Origin of the sequence: Brevundimonas nasdae (genome assembly GCF_019395145.1) — a bacterium.
In the GTDB taxonomy this organism is placed as follows: Bacteria; Pseudomonadota; Alphaproteobacteria; order Caulobacterales; family Caulobacteraceae; genus Brevundimonas; species Brevundimonas nasdae.
On sequence record NZ_CP080034.1, the window covers coordinates 912794 to 930968 of the forward strand.

Sequence of the window (18175 nt, forward strand, 5' to 3'; positions counted from 1 at the left end):
AGGTTTGCCCGTATCATGACCGGCCAAGAGACTACTGGCAGCAAACGCCCATTCGGTTTTTGGGAATAGTTACTGCACACCTCGCCTACGAAAGCGTACGCGGCTTCGATTAGTGATCTGGAACGCACCCATCTAGTGCAGCTCATAAGAGCGAACATTCCATTCGTCTGATGGGATATCGATGCAAAATGATCGGAGCAAAAATATTGTGTTTCGAGATCCCCCCCCCAACCACGATCTGGTTTGAAACGATTTACATGGGGCCGAGGGGTTGAACAGGGGCAGGACGGAGGGGTAGGCCTCTGGCTGCCTTGTCTCAGATCTTCGGAGCGCCATGCTACAGACGCGACCCCTCAGGACTGCGGCTTCTCGTAGAAATTTCCTTTCTGGCCTGGGCCTTCTGGCCCTGATGGGCGCCGGAGCCTTCCCTATGCCTGCTTCCGCCAAAACCACGAACGCCGTGCAGCGCCACCGCCAGAGGATCGAAGATCTGATCGCGGCGATGACGATCGAGGAAAAGGCGGGCCAAGTGAATCTGCTGGCCGATCCTTTCCGTTGGATGCCCAAGGCCGTGAATCCCCTGGACGGTACAGGCAGTCCCGCACGCGTCACCGCCCTGATCCGTGAGGGCAAGGTCGGGGCGCTGTTCAACGGCATCGGCGCTGAGGCGGGACGACGCATCCAGCGCGTCGCCATGGAGGAAACCCGTCTGAAGATCCCGCTGCTGTTCGCGGCAGACGTGATCCATGGTCTTTCGACCATATTTCCTGTGCCTCTGGCTGAGGCAGCAGCTTTCGACACTGATCTGGCCTACCGCACCGCGCGAGCGGCTGCGATTGAGACGGCGGCGTCCGCCGTGCACCAGACATATGCGCCGATGGTGGACGTTGCGCGCGACCAGCGATGGGGCCGAAACGTTGAGGGCGCGGGCGAGGATGTGCTGTTGAACAACCTGTTGGCCGCCGCTCGCGTGCGCGGCTTCCAGGGTGAAAAGGGATTGGACGACCGCGACGCCGTCCTGGCCACAGCCAAGCATATGGCCGCCTATTCCGCCGCTCTTGGTGGGGTGGACTACAATACGACGGACATGAGCGAGCAGACGCTGCGTGGCGTCTTCTTGCCTCCATTCAAAGCTTCGGTTGACGCAGGCGCGCTGTCGATCATGAGCGCTTTCAATGATCTGAATGGCGTGCCGACATCGGGCAATTACAAGCTGCTGACTGAGATCCTACGCGGCGAATGGGGTTTTGAAGGGTTTGTGCTCTCCGACTACACGTCCGAGCAGGAACTGATCGCCCACGGTTTCGCCGAGGACGGCCGCGACGCCGCGCGCATCGCGTTTAATGCGGGCGTGGACGTGTCGATGGTGTCGGGGCTCTACCTGGAGCATCTGCCCGACTTAGTGCGGTCTGGCGAGGTGTCCATGGGACGGCTGGACGAGGCGGTCCGTCGCGTCCTGACCACCAAGGCGGCTTTGGGGCTGTTCGATGATCCCTATCGCGGCACGGACCCGGAGCGTGAAAAGGCGGTTGTCGGCGCGCGCAAACATATTGAACTGGCCCGCGAAGCCGGGCGAAAGTCCGTCGTTTTGCTCAAAAACCAGGGAAATCTGCTGCCGCTCGACAAGAACCAGAAGATCGCTCTGATCGGTCCTTTTGCTGACGATGTGGACAATGTTTGGGGACCTTGGACGATCTGGGGCGACCCGGAGCGCCGTGTGTCGCTGGAGGCCGGTTTCCGCGCTGCCATGAACAATCCGCAGGGCCTAAGCCTGGCGCGCGGATCGGATGTCGAGACGTCGTTGCCGGGTGGGATTGATGAGGCCGTTCGGGTCGCTAACACCGCGGACGTGGTGGTTCTGGCCATCGGTGAAAGCCAACGCATGTCGGGTGAGGCCCAGTCGCGCACCGAGATCGTGGTTCCCTCCGCCCAGCAGGCTCTCGTTGACGCGATCGCCGCTACGGGCAAGCCGTTCGTCATCCTGCTGCGGAACGGACGAGGACTAGCGCTGGAAGGCGGCATCAAGAATGCTCCGGCCATCGTCGTAACCTGGTTCCTGGGCGAGCAGATGGGTCACTCAGTCGCGGATGTAATCTTTGGCGATCACAGTCCCACGGCGCGTCTGCCTGTCAGTTTCCCGCACAGGTCGGGTCAGCAGCCTTATTCCTATGATCGCAAGAACACCGGCCGCCCCGCCAATCCCGACCTGGCGGAGCAAGAATTCACAGCACGCTATCGCGAGACGCCCAACACCGCGCTCTATCCTTTTGGCTTCGGCCTGACTTACGGCGACATCGTCTATGGACCGATCGAGATGGAGACGAACCAGCTTCCATGGGCAGGCTCCATCTCGGTCAGCGCCTCCGTCACCAATCAAGGGCGGCGTGAGGCCGAAGAACTGGTTCAGCTCTATATCCACGACCGAGTGGCCAGTTTGACCCAGCCTGGACGATTGTTGAAGGATTTCAAGCGGATAAGTCTGCGCCCCGGTCAAACGGAGAAGGTGACCTTCACTTTGAATCCGCGCCAGCTTGGCTTCATCGGTGCGGATGAGGCTTATCGAATCGAGCCCGGCCTTTTCGATGTCTGGATCGCGCCGCACGCCCAGGGGGGAGTGACGTCGACGTTCCACCTCGTTGGCCCGACCGCCGTCGCTGATGGGGGTTGATCTCAGACCGCGAGGCGTAACGTCCCGCCGTGTCCTGTTGGGCATGGCGGCGGCCCTGCCGCTAGCTGGCTGCGCCTCCATGCGTGCAGACAAGCGTGATTGTGCGGCGTTAAAGCTGGTCACCTTCAATATCTGGCACAATCAGGGTGACTGGAACGCACGTCGGCCCTTGCTGGTCGCGGCGCTCAGGGCGCAGGACGCCGATATCATAGCCCTGCAAGAAGTTCTCGAGGATGCTGACGTCGGGTTAGAGAACCAGGCGCAGATGTTGGCCCGCGAACTGGGCGGTTATCACGTCGCCTTTGTCTCGACCGATCCCAAAGGCGGCGCGCGACGCTATGGCAACGCACTCCTGACGCGGCTGCCGATTCTGGCTGAAGATTCGGTCAAGCTGGAGCCACTTGACGATTTCCGCACGGCCCTGCGTCTTCGTGTGGAAGTTCAGGGGCGTCCCGTTGACGTGGTCGCGACTCACTTGGCCTGGCAGGATGACGCCGGGCCGGTTCGAGCGCAGCAGATCGCAAGCCTTCTCGACTGGCTACCGCAGGATGTGACGCCTTTGGTCGTAATGGGGGACTTTAACGCCGACCAACAGGATCCGGGGTTGGCGACAATGACAGGTCCCAGATTCTTCAGCGCCTTGCCTCGAAGTTCCGCCGTCACGACCTTGAACCCGGCCAAAGGCCATCCGAACCGCGTCATCGATCACATATTCGCGGAGACGACCTCCTTCGCACCGGAGGAAGCTCGCATCTTCGGAGATGTGCCGATCAAAGGCGAATATCCCTCTGATCATTTCGGCGTGGCGGCGACCATCAAACTGAAATGAAGGATGGGCGGGTTGGTCGTCTTCGCTCGATATTCAGCAGCCCCGTTGGATCAAAAGCGAAGCGTCGTCCAATCATTGATCCATCTCTGTAACCGGTTACGGTGATTGAAAGCAGAAATGCTCCGGGAAGGCGGGAAACATGGCCAACGTCAGTCTGAGCGGCGTGAAGAAAGCGTTCGTCGCCGTTGAAGTTCTGAAAGGCGTCGATCTGGATATTGCCGACGGCGAGTTCATCGTCTTTGTGGGGCCTTCGGGCTGCGGCAAATCCACCCTGTTGCGCACAATTGCGGGTCTGGAAGAGGTGACCGGAGGCCAGATTTCGATAGGCGATCGCGTAGTGAATGACCTGTCGCCGTCTGACCGCGGCATAGCCATGGTATTTCAGTCTTACGCCCTTTATCCGCACATGACGGCGTACGAGAACATGGCGTTCGGCCTGACACTGGCCAAGACTGACAAGGCTGAAATTGATTGCCGCGTTCGTGCCGCGGCCGAGGCGCTTAGCATCACTGACTATCTGGAGCGCAAACCCAAGGCCATGTCTGGCGGTCAGCGCCAGCGTGTCGCCATCGGTCGCGCCATTGTTCGAAAACCCCAGGTCTTTCTGTTTGACGAGCCTTTGTCCAACTTGGACGCGGCCCTGCGCGTTCGCATGCGCTACGAGTTTGCCCGGCTGCACGCCGAACTGAAGACGACCATGATCTACGTCACCCACGATCAGGTCGAGGCGATGACCTTGGCTGATCGGATCGTGGTGTTGAACAGCGGGCGGGTCGAACAAGTCGGCGCGCCGATGGAGTTGTATGAACGTCCGGCCAATCTGTTCGTCGCGGGTTTCATCGGCAGCCCGAAGATGAACCTGCTGGCGGTGGAGATTAGCGAGGCCTCTGCAGCAGGGGCGGTGGTGAAAACAACGACCGGTGAATCAATCCGCATCGCGGTCGACGCCAGCGCTGCAAGGCCGGGCGACAGGGCGACGCTGGGAGTCCGGCCTGAGCATCTGGTGATCAACGGCGGCGGTGACGCCCTAAATGCCGAAGTCATCTTCGTTGAAACTCTCGGGGCCGCGACTATGGCGCACCTGACGCATCCATCGTCGGATGAGACGTTGACGGTGCAGTTGCCCGGAGATGTGGGGGCCAATGCGGGCGAATGCCTGATACTGCATGTCACTGCACATCAGGCGCATCTCTTTGACACAGAGGGACGGGCGTTCCGCCGATTATGATCTGGCAAAATAGATCAGTTCAGAATGATCTTTTTCGCGCCCACAGTAATATGAAGTTCATCACCTGACCACTCGGCAGTGCGCCCGTCTATACGCACTCGTGCGGGCCGATCGTCGCCCGCCGACCATTGTAGGATGAAGCCTCCCGGCGGCGACGCGCCCGGTGATAACCTTAAGACATAGCCATTCCGTTCCTTGCGATAGGCGTAGGTCAGCGGGCCATAGGCCGTGCGCAGATTACGAACACCGACGCCTTCTGTGGTGTCCAGCCAAGCTTGAGGCGCGCCCGCCGCTAGCACCAGGGCGTGGTCGCGGTCCCGTTCGTAGGCCAACAGATCCAAGGCGGAACGGATATAGTCTGAACTGATCCAGGCGTGCGGCATGTCGCCGATGAACCGGGGTTGCCGTTTCTCGTGTCCCACCACCTCGGCCCAGCCGTTCCAGGCCTCGGGACGACGGTCAGCCATCAGGAAGTTCAGAACCGCCAACGCACGATCCTTCTGACCCAGTCGCACGAAAGCGCCGACCAGCCGCCATTCATAGGGGGTGTAGTCCGTCCATGCCGTGCGATTTGTGAGCCGGTTCTGGAAATTCGCCCAGTAGAGATCGAAGGTTCGCGCCATCAGGGCGGCCGGCAGATTGTCCTGCACGCCCGCAGGTGACAGGGCGATGGTGGTCGAGGTGGCGTCAAAGTCGCCTCGGTCGGCCGCTCCCGCGATCCAGTCTATCCCGTGGTGTTCAGCGGTCGCGATGATCGAAGCGCGAATATCGACGGCGAATTGATCGCGCGCGGCGGCGTAACGCGCGGCGGCATCGGCGTCGCCCAGTGTCTGGGCGATGAAGACCGCATCCTTGTAGCCCAACAGACCCCAGAAATCATCCCAGTAGGAATAGGCGGCCTTATCGGAATAACCCTCGTGGCTGATCGTTGGCGGGAGCAGGCCATAGAGGTGACGTTGCTCGGATGTTTGGACGCCCGCCATGCGCGTCGAGGCGCGCAGCCCGTCCATATAGGCGATGGCCTTCTGAACCTGAGGCCAGACTTGACGCAGCAGAGCTTCGTCCTTGGTGTAGCGATAGGTTTCGGCGGCAAGGAAGATGAACTCGCCATGGCTGTCGTTCTCGGGCACAGGATCGGCACCGCGCGCATCGACGCAGCACGGCACCTTGCCGTTCTCAAACACATAGGGAGCATACCAGCGCAAATAGTCCGCCGAGTGTTCGGCCATGCCCAGTCGGTTCAGACCCTCGGCCATCATGGCGCCGTCGCGAATCCAAGAGCGGTTGTAGCTGCGCGTGCCGGGCTGCAGGATCGGTCCCTGACGGGACATCAACACGTGGGCCAATGACGATTTCAACGCATCTTCAATGCGTTGGGCGGCTGGCGGCAGGGTCAGGTCCACCCTGTCCAGCTTCTCTCTCCATTCGGCCGTCAGATTACGCTCTACTTGGTCAATTACAGCCAAATCGGACGCCGTCCGCGTTGTCCCAGCCAGCGGTGACATGAAGCCGAAAGTTCGGGTTTCGCCAGGTTGCAACGTGATGTCGTAGAGCAAGGCGGCTGCTGGCAGTTCAGTCGCATCGACCACCGTCAGCGGCTGTTCCGGCGCGTGGCGCGCCGACGGCAGGATCAGGGATTGCGGATCAGCGCCCGCATCGAAGGTTGCGGCCGCCACTGCATCCGGCGCCGACAGGGGTTGCACGCGCACCGTGTCGTTCAGCGTCAGGCCGGCGCCATCCCAGTTCATCCGTGCAATGGGAGCCACACCGCCCGGAATGGCCAGAAACTGCATCGGTCCATTCACCTGGAAGGCGCGCGCCGTAAGCACCAACGTCAGGCTTCGCAGGCGGTTCGAGGTGTTGGTCAGGTCATAGCGGCCCCACAGCCGTGCTTGCTCTGGCACGCCGTCGGCGAAACTTGTGATCTTCAGCGTCCAGCCGTCTGCGACCCAGGTTACGGACGGGATGGGCAGGTCGCCGTCCTTCAGGACTTGTTCGATATTGACGTCGGCCCAGGTGATCAGCCGTCCGTTGTCGATCACGAAGGGTTCGATGCTGGGACCGGCGCGCTTCAGTTCGATGGCGCCGTCCTCGCTGATCAGACCGCTTTCGCCGCCGCCGTCGACGCCGACGAGTGTCCAGTAGGCCTGTTCCCCAAAGAGGCCGCGCGGGTACAGGCCCCGGCGATTTTCCTTGGCCACAGCCTCGGCGAAGGCTGTGGCGTCCGCACCAAAGGCCAGGGGTTCGACCTCGGTGGCGTTCAGGACGTAGTTCTTGGCCTGCATAGCGCCTAGGCGTTGCCCCGCGCCCGATGAGCTGAGGACGTCGGACGCCGACACAGGCCGCAACGGCTCCAGCCTCAGCCAGCGCGCTGTGGCCTCTGGTGTTCTTAGCCAATCGACGCCGCCGTTTCCGCCCTGGACAGAAATCAACTCCCTCCAGTCGTGCCCGTCGGACGAGATCGACACACGGTAGTCCGCGGCCGCGCCGCGTTCGCTCCAGAGCAGGGTCAGGCCGCCGAACTCGCGCTCATAACCGAGGTCCAGTGTCAGCGCGGGCGCGTCCTCAATCGGTGGCGTCCAAGCGGTTCTCGGGTCCAGATCGACGGCGTTGGCGGCGGTTGAATCCTCGCGACCGTCGCTGGCGATGGGTTGAGGTGGAACAGCGGGGGCGACGGGCAGGGAGCGAAGGCTGAGTTGGTCGATATCGACAGACCCCCTGCCGCCGTCGGCCGCGACCACGACGAACTCGACCCGTTCGGCGCGGCGCAGCACGGTCTCGGGGCTGGGGCCCCATGCCTTGGACACTTGGCGACGTTTAATGACGAACCGTGCCCAGCCGTCGGGGAAATCGTACCGAGCAGTCTGCTTCCACCAGACGTTGTCCGCAGAGGCGTCTGTCAGTTTGACCTCGAAAGTGTTGGTCGGTCCAGCACCGCGCACCCAGAAGCTGATCTCGTAGTTTTCAGGCAGGTCAAACGGCAAGGGACGGCTAAGCACGGCATATCCCGCCTTGCCGTCGAAGTCGTAGTCCAGCCGCACGGCCTGTCCCTCATGCCCCGCCACAGCAGAGACGGCGGCGCGAACATCCGTTGAAGCGCTGGCCTCCCAGCGTGAAGCATCGTCCATGCTGTCGAGCACACGCGCCTCCTGCGCGACGGCGGGGGGGGGCGCCAGGGCGAGGGTCAAGACGGAGGCGGCGGCCAGCAGGAAATTACGCATGCGAACTCGCAGTTCTGGTCAGCCCTTCACGCTGCCCGCGAGCATGCCGCGGATGTAGTAGCGTTGCAGAGCGAGAAAGAGGATCAGCACGGGCGCGACCGTGATGACGGCGCCGGCCATCATCAGCTCGACATCTTGCACGTGCTCGCGCGACAGAGCCGCCAGAGCGACTGGAAGGGTGTAATTCGACTGGTCCGTCAGAATGATCAGAGGCCAGAGGAAGTCGTTCCAACTGCCTAGGAAGACGAACAGGCCCAGGGTGACGATGATCGGCTGCAGCGTCGGCAGGACCACGCGACGGAAGATCTGGCCCTCGCTGGCGCCGTCGATACGCGCGGCCTCCAACATTTCGTCGGGAATGCTCAAGGCGTACTGGCGCACCAGAAACAGGCCGAAGATAGAGGCCAGCCACGGCGCCAGGGCTCCGGCGTAGGTGTTCACCAGGCCCATGCCTTTCAGCATCAGGAACAAGGGCAAGGTCCCGATTTGGGCGGGCACCACCAGGGCGCCGACCAGTAGTTGGAACAGGCGCTCACGGCCTGCGAACTTCAGCTTGGCGAAAGCGTAGCCCGCTGGGACAGTGAAGCTGAGCGCCAATAGGGTCGCCAGGGTCGCCAGGGCGAAACTGTTCCACATGTAGCGCCCCATCCCCTGGTTCAGAAATAGGTCGCGATAGTGCTCCAGCGTCCAGTGCGATGGGACCAGCGGCGGCGGGAAGGTCGCTGCCTCTCCGGTGGCCATAAAGCTGACCGACAGCATCCAGACCAGCGGGAACAGAACGATTAGACCGATGAGCGCCACTGCCAAATTCAACAATATCGTGCGGATATTCATTGATAGGCCCCCACGCGTTTGGCGACCGCCAGTTGAACCAGGGTGATCGCCAGGATGCACACGAACAGGATGAAGGCCACAGCGCTGGCAGATCCAAGGTTCCACCATTTGAAGCCCTCCTCGTACATGAAGTAGAGCACAGTTACCGTGCTCTGGGCCGGGCCGCCCTGGGTCATCACATAGGGTTCGGCGAACAGTTGGAAGAAGCTGGCGACCGAGATGATCGAAACCAGCAGCATGGTCGGCGCGATGGCGGGCAGGGTGACATGGCGAAACTGCTTCCACGGCCCAGCGCCGTCGATGCGTGCTGCCTCATACAGATCGTCGGGAACGGTCTGCAGGACCGCCAAGAAGATCAGCATAGTGTAGCCGAAAATCTTCCAGACCACGAACATCAGGATAGCCGGGATCGATGTCTCGGGTTGGCCCAGCCAGTCGACAGCAGGCAGACCTACGCCTTGCAGCGCCCAGTTGATGACCCCGTAACGGGTATGCAGCAGATAGCGCCAGACAACGGCCGTCGCGACCAGTGTCGTGACATAGGGGGCGAAGAACATCACTCGCCAGATCGGCCGCCACTTCACGACGCGCGCATTTAGAATGACGGCCGCGGCCAACGACGCGGCGATGGACAGGGGGACGCCTAGCACTGCGAACGTCAGGGTGTTCTTCATCGCCCCCCAGAACAGGGGGTTTGACATCAACCGCTCATAATTCTGCAGCCCGACGAAACGCAGGTTGTCCAGGTTCGCCAGGGCGTAGATGTCAAAGTCGGTCAGGCTGAGCAGAAGCGCCGCAGCCACCGGAATGGCGAAGAACAGGCCGATGGCGATCAAGGCTGGGGCGACGAAGGCCCAGGCCGTCCGTTCGCGAGAACCGTAGCCACGCGCTGGTTTTGCGTGGGCTGATATCGGATTGGCGGTGGTCATATGGCCTTGCCTTGGTCCAGCATCCAGCGACGCTTTTCCAACAGGCGGTCGACCCGACGGTCAATCTCGGCGGCCGCGCTTTCAGGCGTGTATTCACCGCGCACCATTCGTTCGGCGACGATCTGCATCTCGGTGACGATTCGCTCCCACTCGGGCGCTTTGGGCACGGCCTTGGCGCGGGACAACTGCTCCCGGAAGGGCGCCAGCATAGGGTCGCGCTCCACGCCAGCCCTGCTCCAGGCGCTCTGACGCGCCGGAAGATCGCCGGTGAGGGCGTTGAACTGCGCTTGAACGGCGGGCTCCGACAAATAGCGGACTAGGGACCAAGCGGCATCTTGGTGCGGTGAAGATTTGAACACCGCAAGGCTGGATCCGCCTGGCGCCGAGGCGCCCAACCCGGTCGGCCCGGGTACGCCAGCCGTAGCCCAGCTCGGTTGGAACGATTCTGGCAACCGGGTGCGGAAATCGCCTACGCTCCACGGCCCGGAGAAATAGAAACTGAAATAGCCCCGTGCGAACTCGGTCCAGACGTTTGATATCTGCGTCGCAGAAGCCCGGGGCGCCAGCTGCTCGTCGAACAGACTCTTGTAGAAGGCCAAGGCCGCGACGAACCCGGGGCTCGAGAAATTGCCCTGTGTGTCTCGGTCGCGCAGCAGCGGCTCATCGATCTGCAGGCCGAATGTGAGCAGTTGCTCGAACTCGTTAAGGGGCAGCAGGATGGCGAAATTGTCGCGCCCTGCCGCGCGCTTGACGCCGTGCATGGCGCGCCTCCAGTCGATCCAGTTCTCGGGCGGCGTCTCAAACCCCGCCCGTCGCAGCAGGTCAGTGCGATAGAACAGCAGCCGGGTGTCCACATACCAGGGCGTGGTCATCGCCCGTCCGCCAATCTCGTTCGTCTCGAGCACAGCAGGAAATTGGTCAGTCAACAGGCCTGCAGCCTCTGGCGGAGTAGGCGAGAGCGCGCCAATGGCGGTCAGTTCTCCCACCCAGGTGTTGCCGATCTGGCTGACGTCAGGCAGCGAGGCCCCAGCATATGCGGTCAACAGTTTCTCGTGCGCCGCTGTCCAGGGCAGGGGCTGAACCTCGACCCGGACGCCGGGGTTGCGTCGCTCAAATTCCGGCATCAATCGACCGACGCTGCCACCCTCGTTGCCCATCGCCCAGAAGCGCAACACCGTCTCGCCTGACCAACGCGGCGAGCAGGCCGACACGGCTCCTCCTGCCGCCAGGGCCAGCGCGGCGCGCCTGTTTGTATTGGGCCAGGGGCCAGTCTGCGTCATCCGTTCAGCCAGCCTCCGGTGAAGCCTGCAATCTCAAGCGCGCGACGGATGTTGGGCTCGTCACGCATGTGACCCCAGACCAGTTCGGAGCGGTGGTTCTCGGTCATAATAACGATAGGTCCCTGGTCGATGCCCAGATAATCGCCGTCCACCCAACCCACGCCATCCATGATCTTGCCGTGCTGCAACTCTCCGTCGTGGGTGGTCAGTGTCGGGTTGAAACTGTCGAGGAAGCCCCACTCGGTATAGATGGCGGCTCCGTACTTCTGCTTCATCGCCTTGATGCAGGGGACGACGATCTCGGGTGCGAAGGCGATGGAACTGGCCGCCGCCGTGGGTGCGATTGTGCCGTCGTCCCGGTCGCCCGGCCCGCGAGCCGAGTAGCTGAAGAACTCACGCTCTACACCATTGAGGGTCTGCTTGAAATCGCCGGGCCCGTCACAGGCCGTCAGACCCCATATCTCGGATGAATAGCCCGCCCATCCGCCGGGATTGTCGTGGCCGTATTTCTGCTGGGCGTACACGGCGCGGCGGCTGTTCTCGAAATAGTCGAGCGCTTCACCGGTTTGAGCTGACTGGCCTCGCATCCAAGCATCCTGAATGCCTCGGAAGTCGACGAACATATGGCTGTACTGGTGTCCGAAAATGGGGGCGAAGTTCAGGTGCCAACTGCCCCAGCGGTCAGTCCAGCTCTCGTCATAACTCGCCGCCCATTCGTGCCAGACATTGACAGAAACTGGGTAGGTCGGGCTGCCGACGGCAAGCAAAAGAACCAGCATGCCTTCGTTATAGATGTGCCAGTCCGAGGGTATGAACCCCGTCTCAGGGTGCCAGCCCATGGTGATGCGATTGTCACGGATGACGGTCCAGGGCCATTCGATACGTTCATAGATGGCCTGAGCCTTGGCGCGGATTTCAGCCTCGTCAGCATGACGACCCTTGAAGTAGCGGGCGGCGAACAACATCCCGCCGATCAGCAGGGCTGTATCGACTGTCGACAACTCATTGGTTCCGAAACGATGGCCCGTTTCCATGCTCAGAAAATGATAGAAGAAGCCCTTGTAGCCAGCGGTGCCGGTCGCCTCGGGGCCTTGGGGCAAGTCGTAGAAGAAGCGCAGCGTCGCCAGGGTGCGTTCTCGGGCTTCAGTTCGGCTCATCCATCCACGCTCAACCCCGACCGGCCAGCACGTCAGCGCAAATCCGACAGCGGCGATCGAACAGAATGAGGGTGTCGGCCAGCGGTCAGGTGTCAAACCGGTGCGCCGATCCGTGACCTTCTCAAACCAGCGGAAGGTGCGCAGTTGCAGTTCCTCGACCTCTTGATCCAACCGCAAAGGGCGGCGTTCGGTGCCATTCAACGCGCCAGATATGGTCTGCTGCGCCATCGCCGCTGCCGGGAAACCGGCCACCAGAGCGCTCGCGCCGACCGTCGTTCGCATCAGAAAGTTCCGGCGGTTCATCGGCACGCTCACTTTTTACGGAATTCAAAAAGAAAGGCCGTCTTCCAGCAAGCGGAAGACGGCCCAGGGCCCAGGTTGTTTAGAAGGAATAGCGCAGGCCGACCTGGAAGCTTTGAGTGGGCATGAACACCTCAGTTCCTGCGCCATAACGCGGACTATTGTAACCAGCGTCGAACGATTTGTAGTTAGTGAAGTTGAAGATGTTGATCGCATCCGCGATCAACTCGACGCGCTGTCCGCCGAAGACTTCGAACGCCTTGGTCAGGCGCAGATCGACCTGACGATAGGCAAAGTTCATCCCTGGGAAGAAGGCGTGTTTTTCGGGGTTGCCGCCGTTCCAGCAAATGTTGGGGCCACCGGCTGGCGCGTTCGGGCAGTCGTAGATGTTGTAGGGCAGGCCCGATCCCAACGTGACAATGCCTGAGAGCAGGAAGTCGGCTGGCAGGCCCAATGTGCCGGACGCGACGATGCGGTGGCGCTCGTCTGTCGATGAGCGGTATTTCGGCGATTGGCCCGGCGTGTTGTAGTCGAAGTCGAACGCGCCATAGCCGTTGTCGCGGCTGCCGTTCTGGGTCGCATCCATGTAGGTGTAGGCTAGGTTGAAGCCCCAGCGATCTTCGCGGTTGTAGGGCTTATCGGCTGTGAAATATATCGCCTTGTAGTCGCGTTCCTTGTCCGTGTTCTGGAAGAAGATGGCGTTGCGGAACTGCGAGAAACCGACAGAGGTGGGGGACGGGCCATCGAAGCGGCCGCCCGTCTCGGTCAGGGCATTGGCGATGTACCAGGCGGATTCACCCTCAGTATGCCCTGCGGCGAATGTCAGCGCGGTTTGCCAGCGTCCGAACTTCTGACGCACGCCGATGTTGAACTGATCCGTGCGTGGCGGCTCGAAGTTGTTCTTGACCAAGAAGACCTCGCCTGCGCCGGGGCTGGCGGCCAGCAGGGGGTCGAGACCGGCCGGCGTCAGATATTTCGGATCCCAGGCGATCGTATCCTGGCCGCCGTAAGGACCGCCGGCATTGGAGAAGTAGATGGTCTTGTTGAACTGGAAGGGCTTGAAGCGTTCGTCGAAAGCGAAGTTGAAGCCGATCCGATCATAATACCGCCCAGCGCCGCCGAAGATTACGGTCTGTTCGTCGCCAAACACATCATACGAGAAGCCGAAGCGAGGCTGGAAGGCGCCCTTGAACGCCTTGCGATCGCCGTCAGAGATGTAGTCGGATGGATTGAAGTAGGATGGGAAATTATAGTTCGGCAGATTCTGGATCGCCATCAGCATGTTTCGGATGGAATCCGGCGTTCGGTAGTCGTTGTTGACGGCATTGTCTTCGTAGTCCCACCGGATGCCGAGATTGATCTCCAGCTTGTCGGTGATCTGCCAGTCATCCTGAATGTACAGACCGATGACGTTGTTATCGACATCAGCAGGAGGCACGGCGACGCCTAGGTTCACAGCGACAGGGATCGTACGGCTGCCGTTGATTTCGGGGCGTGCTTCAATATCGTATACGAACGTCGGATTTCGCCCAAAATCTTTCTGCACGAAATAGTTCTGCATTGAATATTTCGCACCCATCTTGATGGTGTGCGTGCCCATCCAAGACAGGTCTGGAATGGTCAGGTCGTTGCGGATCGTCGTGCTCTTCTGCTCAAGGAACTGAGCATCGGCTCGTCCGCCAGCAGTGAACACCGTCGAGTCACGGTTGTTGATATTGTACTGGAAACCTGGGGCGTCAGCGTCATTGTCACGGAAGATGACGTACTGACGCCCATAGTCCGAACCGTTGATCACTGATTGCTCGTAGCTCGATTTCAGATAATCGATCGAGAACTCGTTCAGGAAGTGCTGGGCCTGGAACTGGTGACGAAGATTGAAGGCCAGGGTCTCGCCGTTGTTGCGGGCGGCGCGGCTGGGCGCGTTCTGGCCGCTGGCTCCGCGGATGTCCTCTTCCTTTTTGTATTCGGTGCTGAACTCAAGACGCTGGCGGTCGTCGATCTGCCACGACAGCTTGCCGAAGAAGACGTCCTGTTCGTAAGGCGTCGAGGTGGTGCCGAGATCTCCTACAAAGAAGTCATTGTACTCGGTACGGTTCAGGAAGGATTGGGAAATCCGGTCCTCGTCCTTGCGCTCATAAGCTCCAAAGAAGTGCAGGCGGTCTTGGAGGATCGGTCCGCCCAGGCTGGCGCCGTACTGCAGGCGCTTTAGCGGGGCTTTTTCTGAACCTCGTCGCCGCGAGATTTCATCCTGCGCGATCCAGGATGGATCTTGATAGAAGGCGAAGACGTCGCCGTGAAATTCATTAGTGCCGGAACGGGTCACCGCTGTGATGATGGCCGAGCCAGCCTGTTCGTATTCGGCCTTGAAATTCTGGCTGATGACACGGAATTCCTGGACGGCGCCCTGCGGGAAGGGTGTGCCCCGACTATCATCCTGGCCGGCAACGCCTCCATCATTGATCAGCGACTTTCGGTTCTGGCCGTCGATGAAGACGTTGATGGCCTGGGCGGTCTGGCCGCCGGCCGAGATCGTCCGTTCCGTGTCGTCCTCGGTGACGCGCATGCCGGGGGCCAGGGCGGCGAAGTTAAGGAAGTTGCGGCTGATTTGGGGCAGGTTATTGATCTGCTGCTGGGTCACATTGGTGGCGACTTCAGGCGTGCGAACTTCGAAGACGCGACGTCCGGTGACGACAACGTCGCCCAGGTCGGTTGCGTTGGTCGTTGAGCCGTTTGTTGCGGCGGTCGAGCCGACGTCGAGATTCAGGGTGCCCACCTGGCCGAGCGACAGGGTGACCGTCTGCTCCGCAGTCTGACCATTGGCGCTGGTCACCTGAACGCGATAGGTGCCGGGGCGCAGGCCGGACAGAACGTAGCGGCCATCGCTGCCGACGCGTGAACGTGTGGCGTATCCCGTTGAGACTTCAGTCGCGACAACTGTTGCGCCGGGTTCTGCCGTTTGGCCTTGAGATACAGAGCCGCGCAGGGTCGTCGTGGCATTCTGCGCCGCAGCGGCTCCTGCCACCGCCATGCTAATGGCGATCGCCGATGCGGCGGCCAGGGCGGCTTTACGCGTATTGAACTGTTTCATCCTGAACTCTCCCCTCCTGATGGGTTCGGTTTGCAGCGATGTGGCTGGACCTACCCTTTGTTGACCGCGGCGGTTGAAGCTGCCGCAGTGGATTGGCGTTCGACCAGAACTGGCCGTACAACTTCGCAAAAGGTGTCCGCAGGCTGGGCGTTCTGACCCGCCTGAACCATCCGGATCAGGCGTTCGACGCCTCTTCGCCCGATTTCCGCAATATTGACCCGCATCGTTGTCAGGGCCGGGCGCACCAGGGCGGCTATCGGCACATCGTCGAAGCCAACGACTGCGATATCCTGTGGACAGCGCACGCCTGCTTCTTGGAAGGCCAAAAGCGCACCCACCGCCATCATGTCATTGGCGGCGAAAACGGCGTCCGGCGGCTCCGGTAATGCCATGAGCTGTGTCGCGGCGCGATGGCCGGAAGCCTGCGAAAAATCACCCTCCACCAGAACGGGTTCCTGTCCGCCCAGTGCTGCGAGATAACCGGCGGCGCGTGTATCCGCTTCAGTATTGCCGGCCGCGCCGCGAATGTGGGCGATCCGGCGGCGGCCGGTGGCGATCAGATGTTGAACGGCTTCAACTGCACCACCATGGTTGTCGATGACGATGGCGGGGCGTCCCGCGTCGGCTGCGCCTGCATTCATTAGAAGGACGGGCATCCGGCCAGCAAACTCCGTTGCGAGGTTCGCCGCCGCGACGTGAGGTGACAGAAAGATTACTCCATCGACACGGCCGCTCATTGAGCGGACCGCCGCCAGGGTGTCCTTGGCGTCGTCGTGAGAGCTGGAAATGATGAGGTGTTGGCCATGCCCTCGCGCCGCCAGGTCCATGCCTCGGATCAACTCCGAGAAGAACTCGCCGAACAGATCCGGCAAGATGACGCCGATTGTGTCAATTCGGCTGGTCGACAGACTTCGCGCGCCGAAATGCGGGACGTAGCGAAGTTGATCGACGGCATCCATCACACGCTGACGCGTCGCATCAGACGTAACGCCCAATCCATTCAAGACTCTGGACACCGACGCGATCGACACCTGCGCGAGTTCTGCGACATCACGCATTGTGGCGGCTCTGGTGAGGGGCGCCGCATCAAATTGAGCAGAAGGCGTGGCGGTATCCGCAGCCATATCCGATCGTCCCTCCCTCAGCCAACCACCCCAGCCTCCTTGTCGAAGGTCTGTCGATAAGCTGTGTAAGCGCTTACATGACACGTCCGTAATTTGTATTGCAAGCGTTACTGTGGGTGAACACGCCTGGAGGATGTTTTGCCACAGGCTCGGCTCCTTCCGGCTAAGCTCCGAAAGAGCCGACGTGGCTCAGCGTAGAGGCTGGCCTGAGCGGATGCGGAATATCACGGCCTGGAGTTGTTGCTGGGACATGCCGCCGGGGATCAGGTTGCCGTTGATGACGAAGGCCGGGGTGCCGTTCAACGCCAGGGCGGCGGCTTCGCGACGGTTGCGTAGGATGACCGCGTCGATAGCGGCGCGGTGGGTGGTCAGGTCACGGTCCAACTGGGCCATGTCGATCCCAGCCGCTTGGGCCAGGCGTCGGGCTTCCTGCTCGTTCTGGATACGGCCGGGCGTGGCCATGAGGGCGTTGTGGACCGTGTGGTACTTGCCCTGATAACCGGCGGCCAGGGCGATGCGGGCGATACTGTCCGACAAGGCGCCGAAGATCGGCCATTCCTTGTAGAGGACTCGAACCTTGGGATCGGACCGCATCAGACCCTCCAGTTCGGGGATCATCTTTTTGCAGTAGGGGCAGTTGTAATCCATGAAGCCGATGATCGTGATGTCGGCGTTTTCGGCCCCGAGGAATGGCGTGGCGGGGTTGCGAAGAAGGTCGTTGAATCCGATCTGGGCAACCAGCGGCCTCTCCTGAGCGGCCGTGGCGGTCATACCGTTTTCAGCGCTCGCCGGGTCGCAGGCGCCCACCGTAAGTGCGGCGGCGAACATCAGTAGTGGCGCTGAGCTTTTCATGGGGTTTCCTGCGTGATCGGCGCGTCAACAAGTGTCCGGGCCTTGATGGGAGACAATGTCAGACGACGTCGGCAGGCATACACCTCCGTCAACGGTCAAGCTTAAGTCTGGCTTAAGATGTGCTATTTCAGGCGTGCGATTTCGGCGGCGATCCGTTCGGGCGCGATTTCTCCCAGATGCGCCTTAGCCAGGCGTCCATCAGCATAAAGGAAAAGGGTCACGGGTATCCCCGAAGTCCGATAGTGGCGCGGCAAGGCCATAATGGGGTCCAGCAGCACGTGCGTCAGGGACAGGCTCTCGCGGTCCAGATAGCTGCGCACCGTCGTCTCCGCCTCGCCCTGATTGACGTACAGAAAGCGCACGTTCGGATGAGACTGTTCGGCCTGGGCCAGGGCGGGCATTTCGCGGCGGCAGGGCGGGCACCAGGTGGCCCAGATGTTGATCACGCTGGGTTTGTCGGCGGGGGCCGAAAGCGTCAGGGGAGGGCCATCGAGTTGGGCCAGGGTCATCTCCGGCGGAGGCAGGGGTTCGGTTGCATACGCCAGTTGGTGCGCGACGATCCACACCAGGGTGCTGGCGGTGACTGGGGCTAAGGCCCACCAGCGTTCGCGCGTTGTCTTCAGGATTAACGCGCTGGCTATGGCCACGACCGGCAGAACCCACAG

At 61.4% G+C, this 18175-nt stretch carries 12 protein-coding genes; 3 read left to right on the forward strand and 9 right to left on the reverse strand.

Translation table 11 applies throughout. The features are described from left to right. Positions 1–334: 334 nt before the first annotated feature. The 3 genes from KWG56_RS04480 to KWG56_RS04490 all read left to right on the forward strand — a co-directional run bounded on the left by KWG56_RS04480 (position 335) and on the right by KWG56_RS04490 (position 4725). Complete coding sequence (locus KWG56_RS04480; protein ID WP_244999633.1) at positions 335–2668, forward strand: glycoside hydrolase family 3 N-terminal domain-containing protein; 2334 nt, start codon at positions 335–337, stop codon at positions 2666–2668. A 79-nt stretch (positions 2669–2747) separates the two neighbouring features. Further along, positions 2748–3497 (forward strand): endonuclease/exonuclease/phosphatase family protein, encoded by a 750-nt coding sequence (locus KWG56_RS04485; protein WP_219353882.1) that lies wholly within the window; start codon positions 2748–2750, stop codon positions 3495–3497. Positions 3498–3636: 139 nt separating this feature from the next. Beyond that, positions 3637–4725 carry an ABC transporter ATP-binding protein gene (locus KWG56_RS04490; RefSeq protein WP_219353883.1) on the forward strand — a complete coding sequence of 363 codons (1089 nt, stop codon included), beginning with the start codon at positions 3637–3639 and terminating at the stop codon, positions 4723–4725. Positions 4726–4739: 14 nt separating this feature from the next. On the opposite strand, the gene KWG56_RS04495 is transcribed toward KWG56_RS04490, so the two are convergent. From KWG56_RS04495 to KWG56_RS04535, 9 genes are all read right to left on the reverse strand, one after another. After that, positions 4740–7946 (reverse strand): discoidin domain-containing protein, encoded by a 3207-nt coding sequence (locus tag KWG56_RS04495; protein WP_219353884.1) that lies wholly within the window; start codon positions 7944–7946, stop codon positions 4740–4742. A gap of 18 nt (positions 7947–7964) precedes the next feature. After that, positions 7965–8747, reverse strand: a complete 783-nt coding sequence (locus KWG56_RS04500) for a carbohydrate ABC transporter permease (protein WP_244999634.1) — start codon at positions 8745–8747, stop codon at positions 7965–7967. A 29-nt stretch (positions 8748–8776) separates the two neighbouring features. After that, positions 8777–9709: a carbohydrate ABC transporter permease gene (locus tag KWG56_RS04505; protein WP_219353886.1), complete on the reverse strand. Its 933-nt coding sequence runs from the start codon at positions 9707–9709 to the stop codon at positions 8777–8779. Beyond that, on the reverse strand, positions 9706–10884 hold the full coding sequence (locus KWG56_RS04510; RefSeq protein ID WP_244999635.1) for a sugar ABC transporter substrate-binding protein: 1179 nt from the start codon (positions 10882–10884) through the stop codon (positions 9706–9708). Before KWG56_RS04510 ends, KWG56_RS04505 begins: the two co-directional genes overlap by 4 nt. 101 nt (positions 10885–10985) lie before the next feature. Then, a complete protein-coding gene (locus KWG56_RS04515) occupies positions 10986–12428 on the reverse strand; it encodes a glucoamylase family protein (protein WP_244999636.1) in 1443 nt (480 codons plus the stop codon). Positions 12429–12528: 100 nt separating this feature from the next. Next, positions 12529–15663 carry a TonB-dependent receptor gene (locus KWG56_RS04520; RefSeq protein ID WP_244999637.1) on the reverse strand — a complete coding sequence of 1045 codons (3135 nt, stop codon included), beginning with the start codon at positions 15661–15663 and terminating at the stop codon, positions 12529–12531. Then, on the reverse strand, positions 15585–16658 hold the full coding sequence (locus KWG56_RS04525) for a LacI family DNA-binding transcriptional regulator (protein WP_219353890.1): 1074 nt from the start codon (positions 16656–16658) through the stop codon (positions 15585–15587). Before KWG56_RS04525 ends, KWG56_RS04520 begins: the two co-directional genes overlap by 79 nt. A gap of 189 nt (positions 16659–16847) precedes the next feature. Then, positions 16848–17510 carry a DsbA family protein gene (locus KWG56_RS04530; RefSeq protein ID WP_219353891.1) on the reverse strand — a complete coding sequence of 221 codons (663 nt, stop codon included), beginning with the start codon at positions 17508–17510 and terminating at the stop codon, positions 16848–16850. 122 nt (positions 17511–17632) lie between these two features. Then, positions 17633–18157: a TlpA family protein disulfide reductase gene (locus KWG56_RS04535; protein WP_244999638.1), complete on the reverse strand. Its 525-nt coding sequence runs from the start codon at positions 18155–18157 to the stop codon at positions 17633–17635. Between the last annotated feature and the right edge of the window lie 18 nt (positions 18158–18175).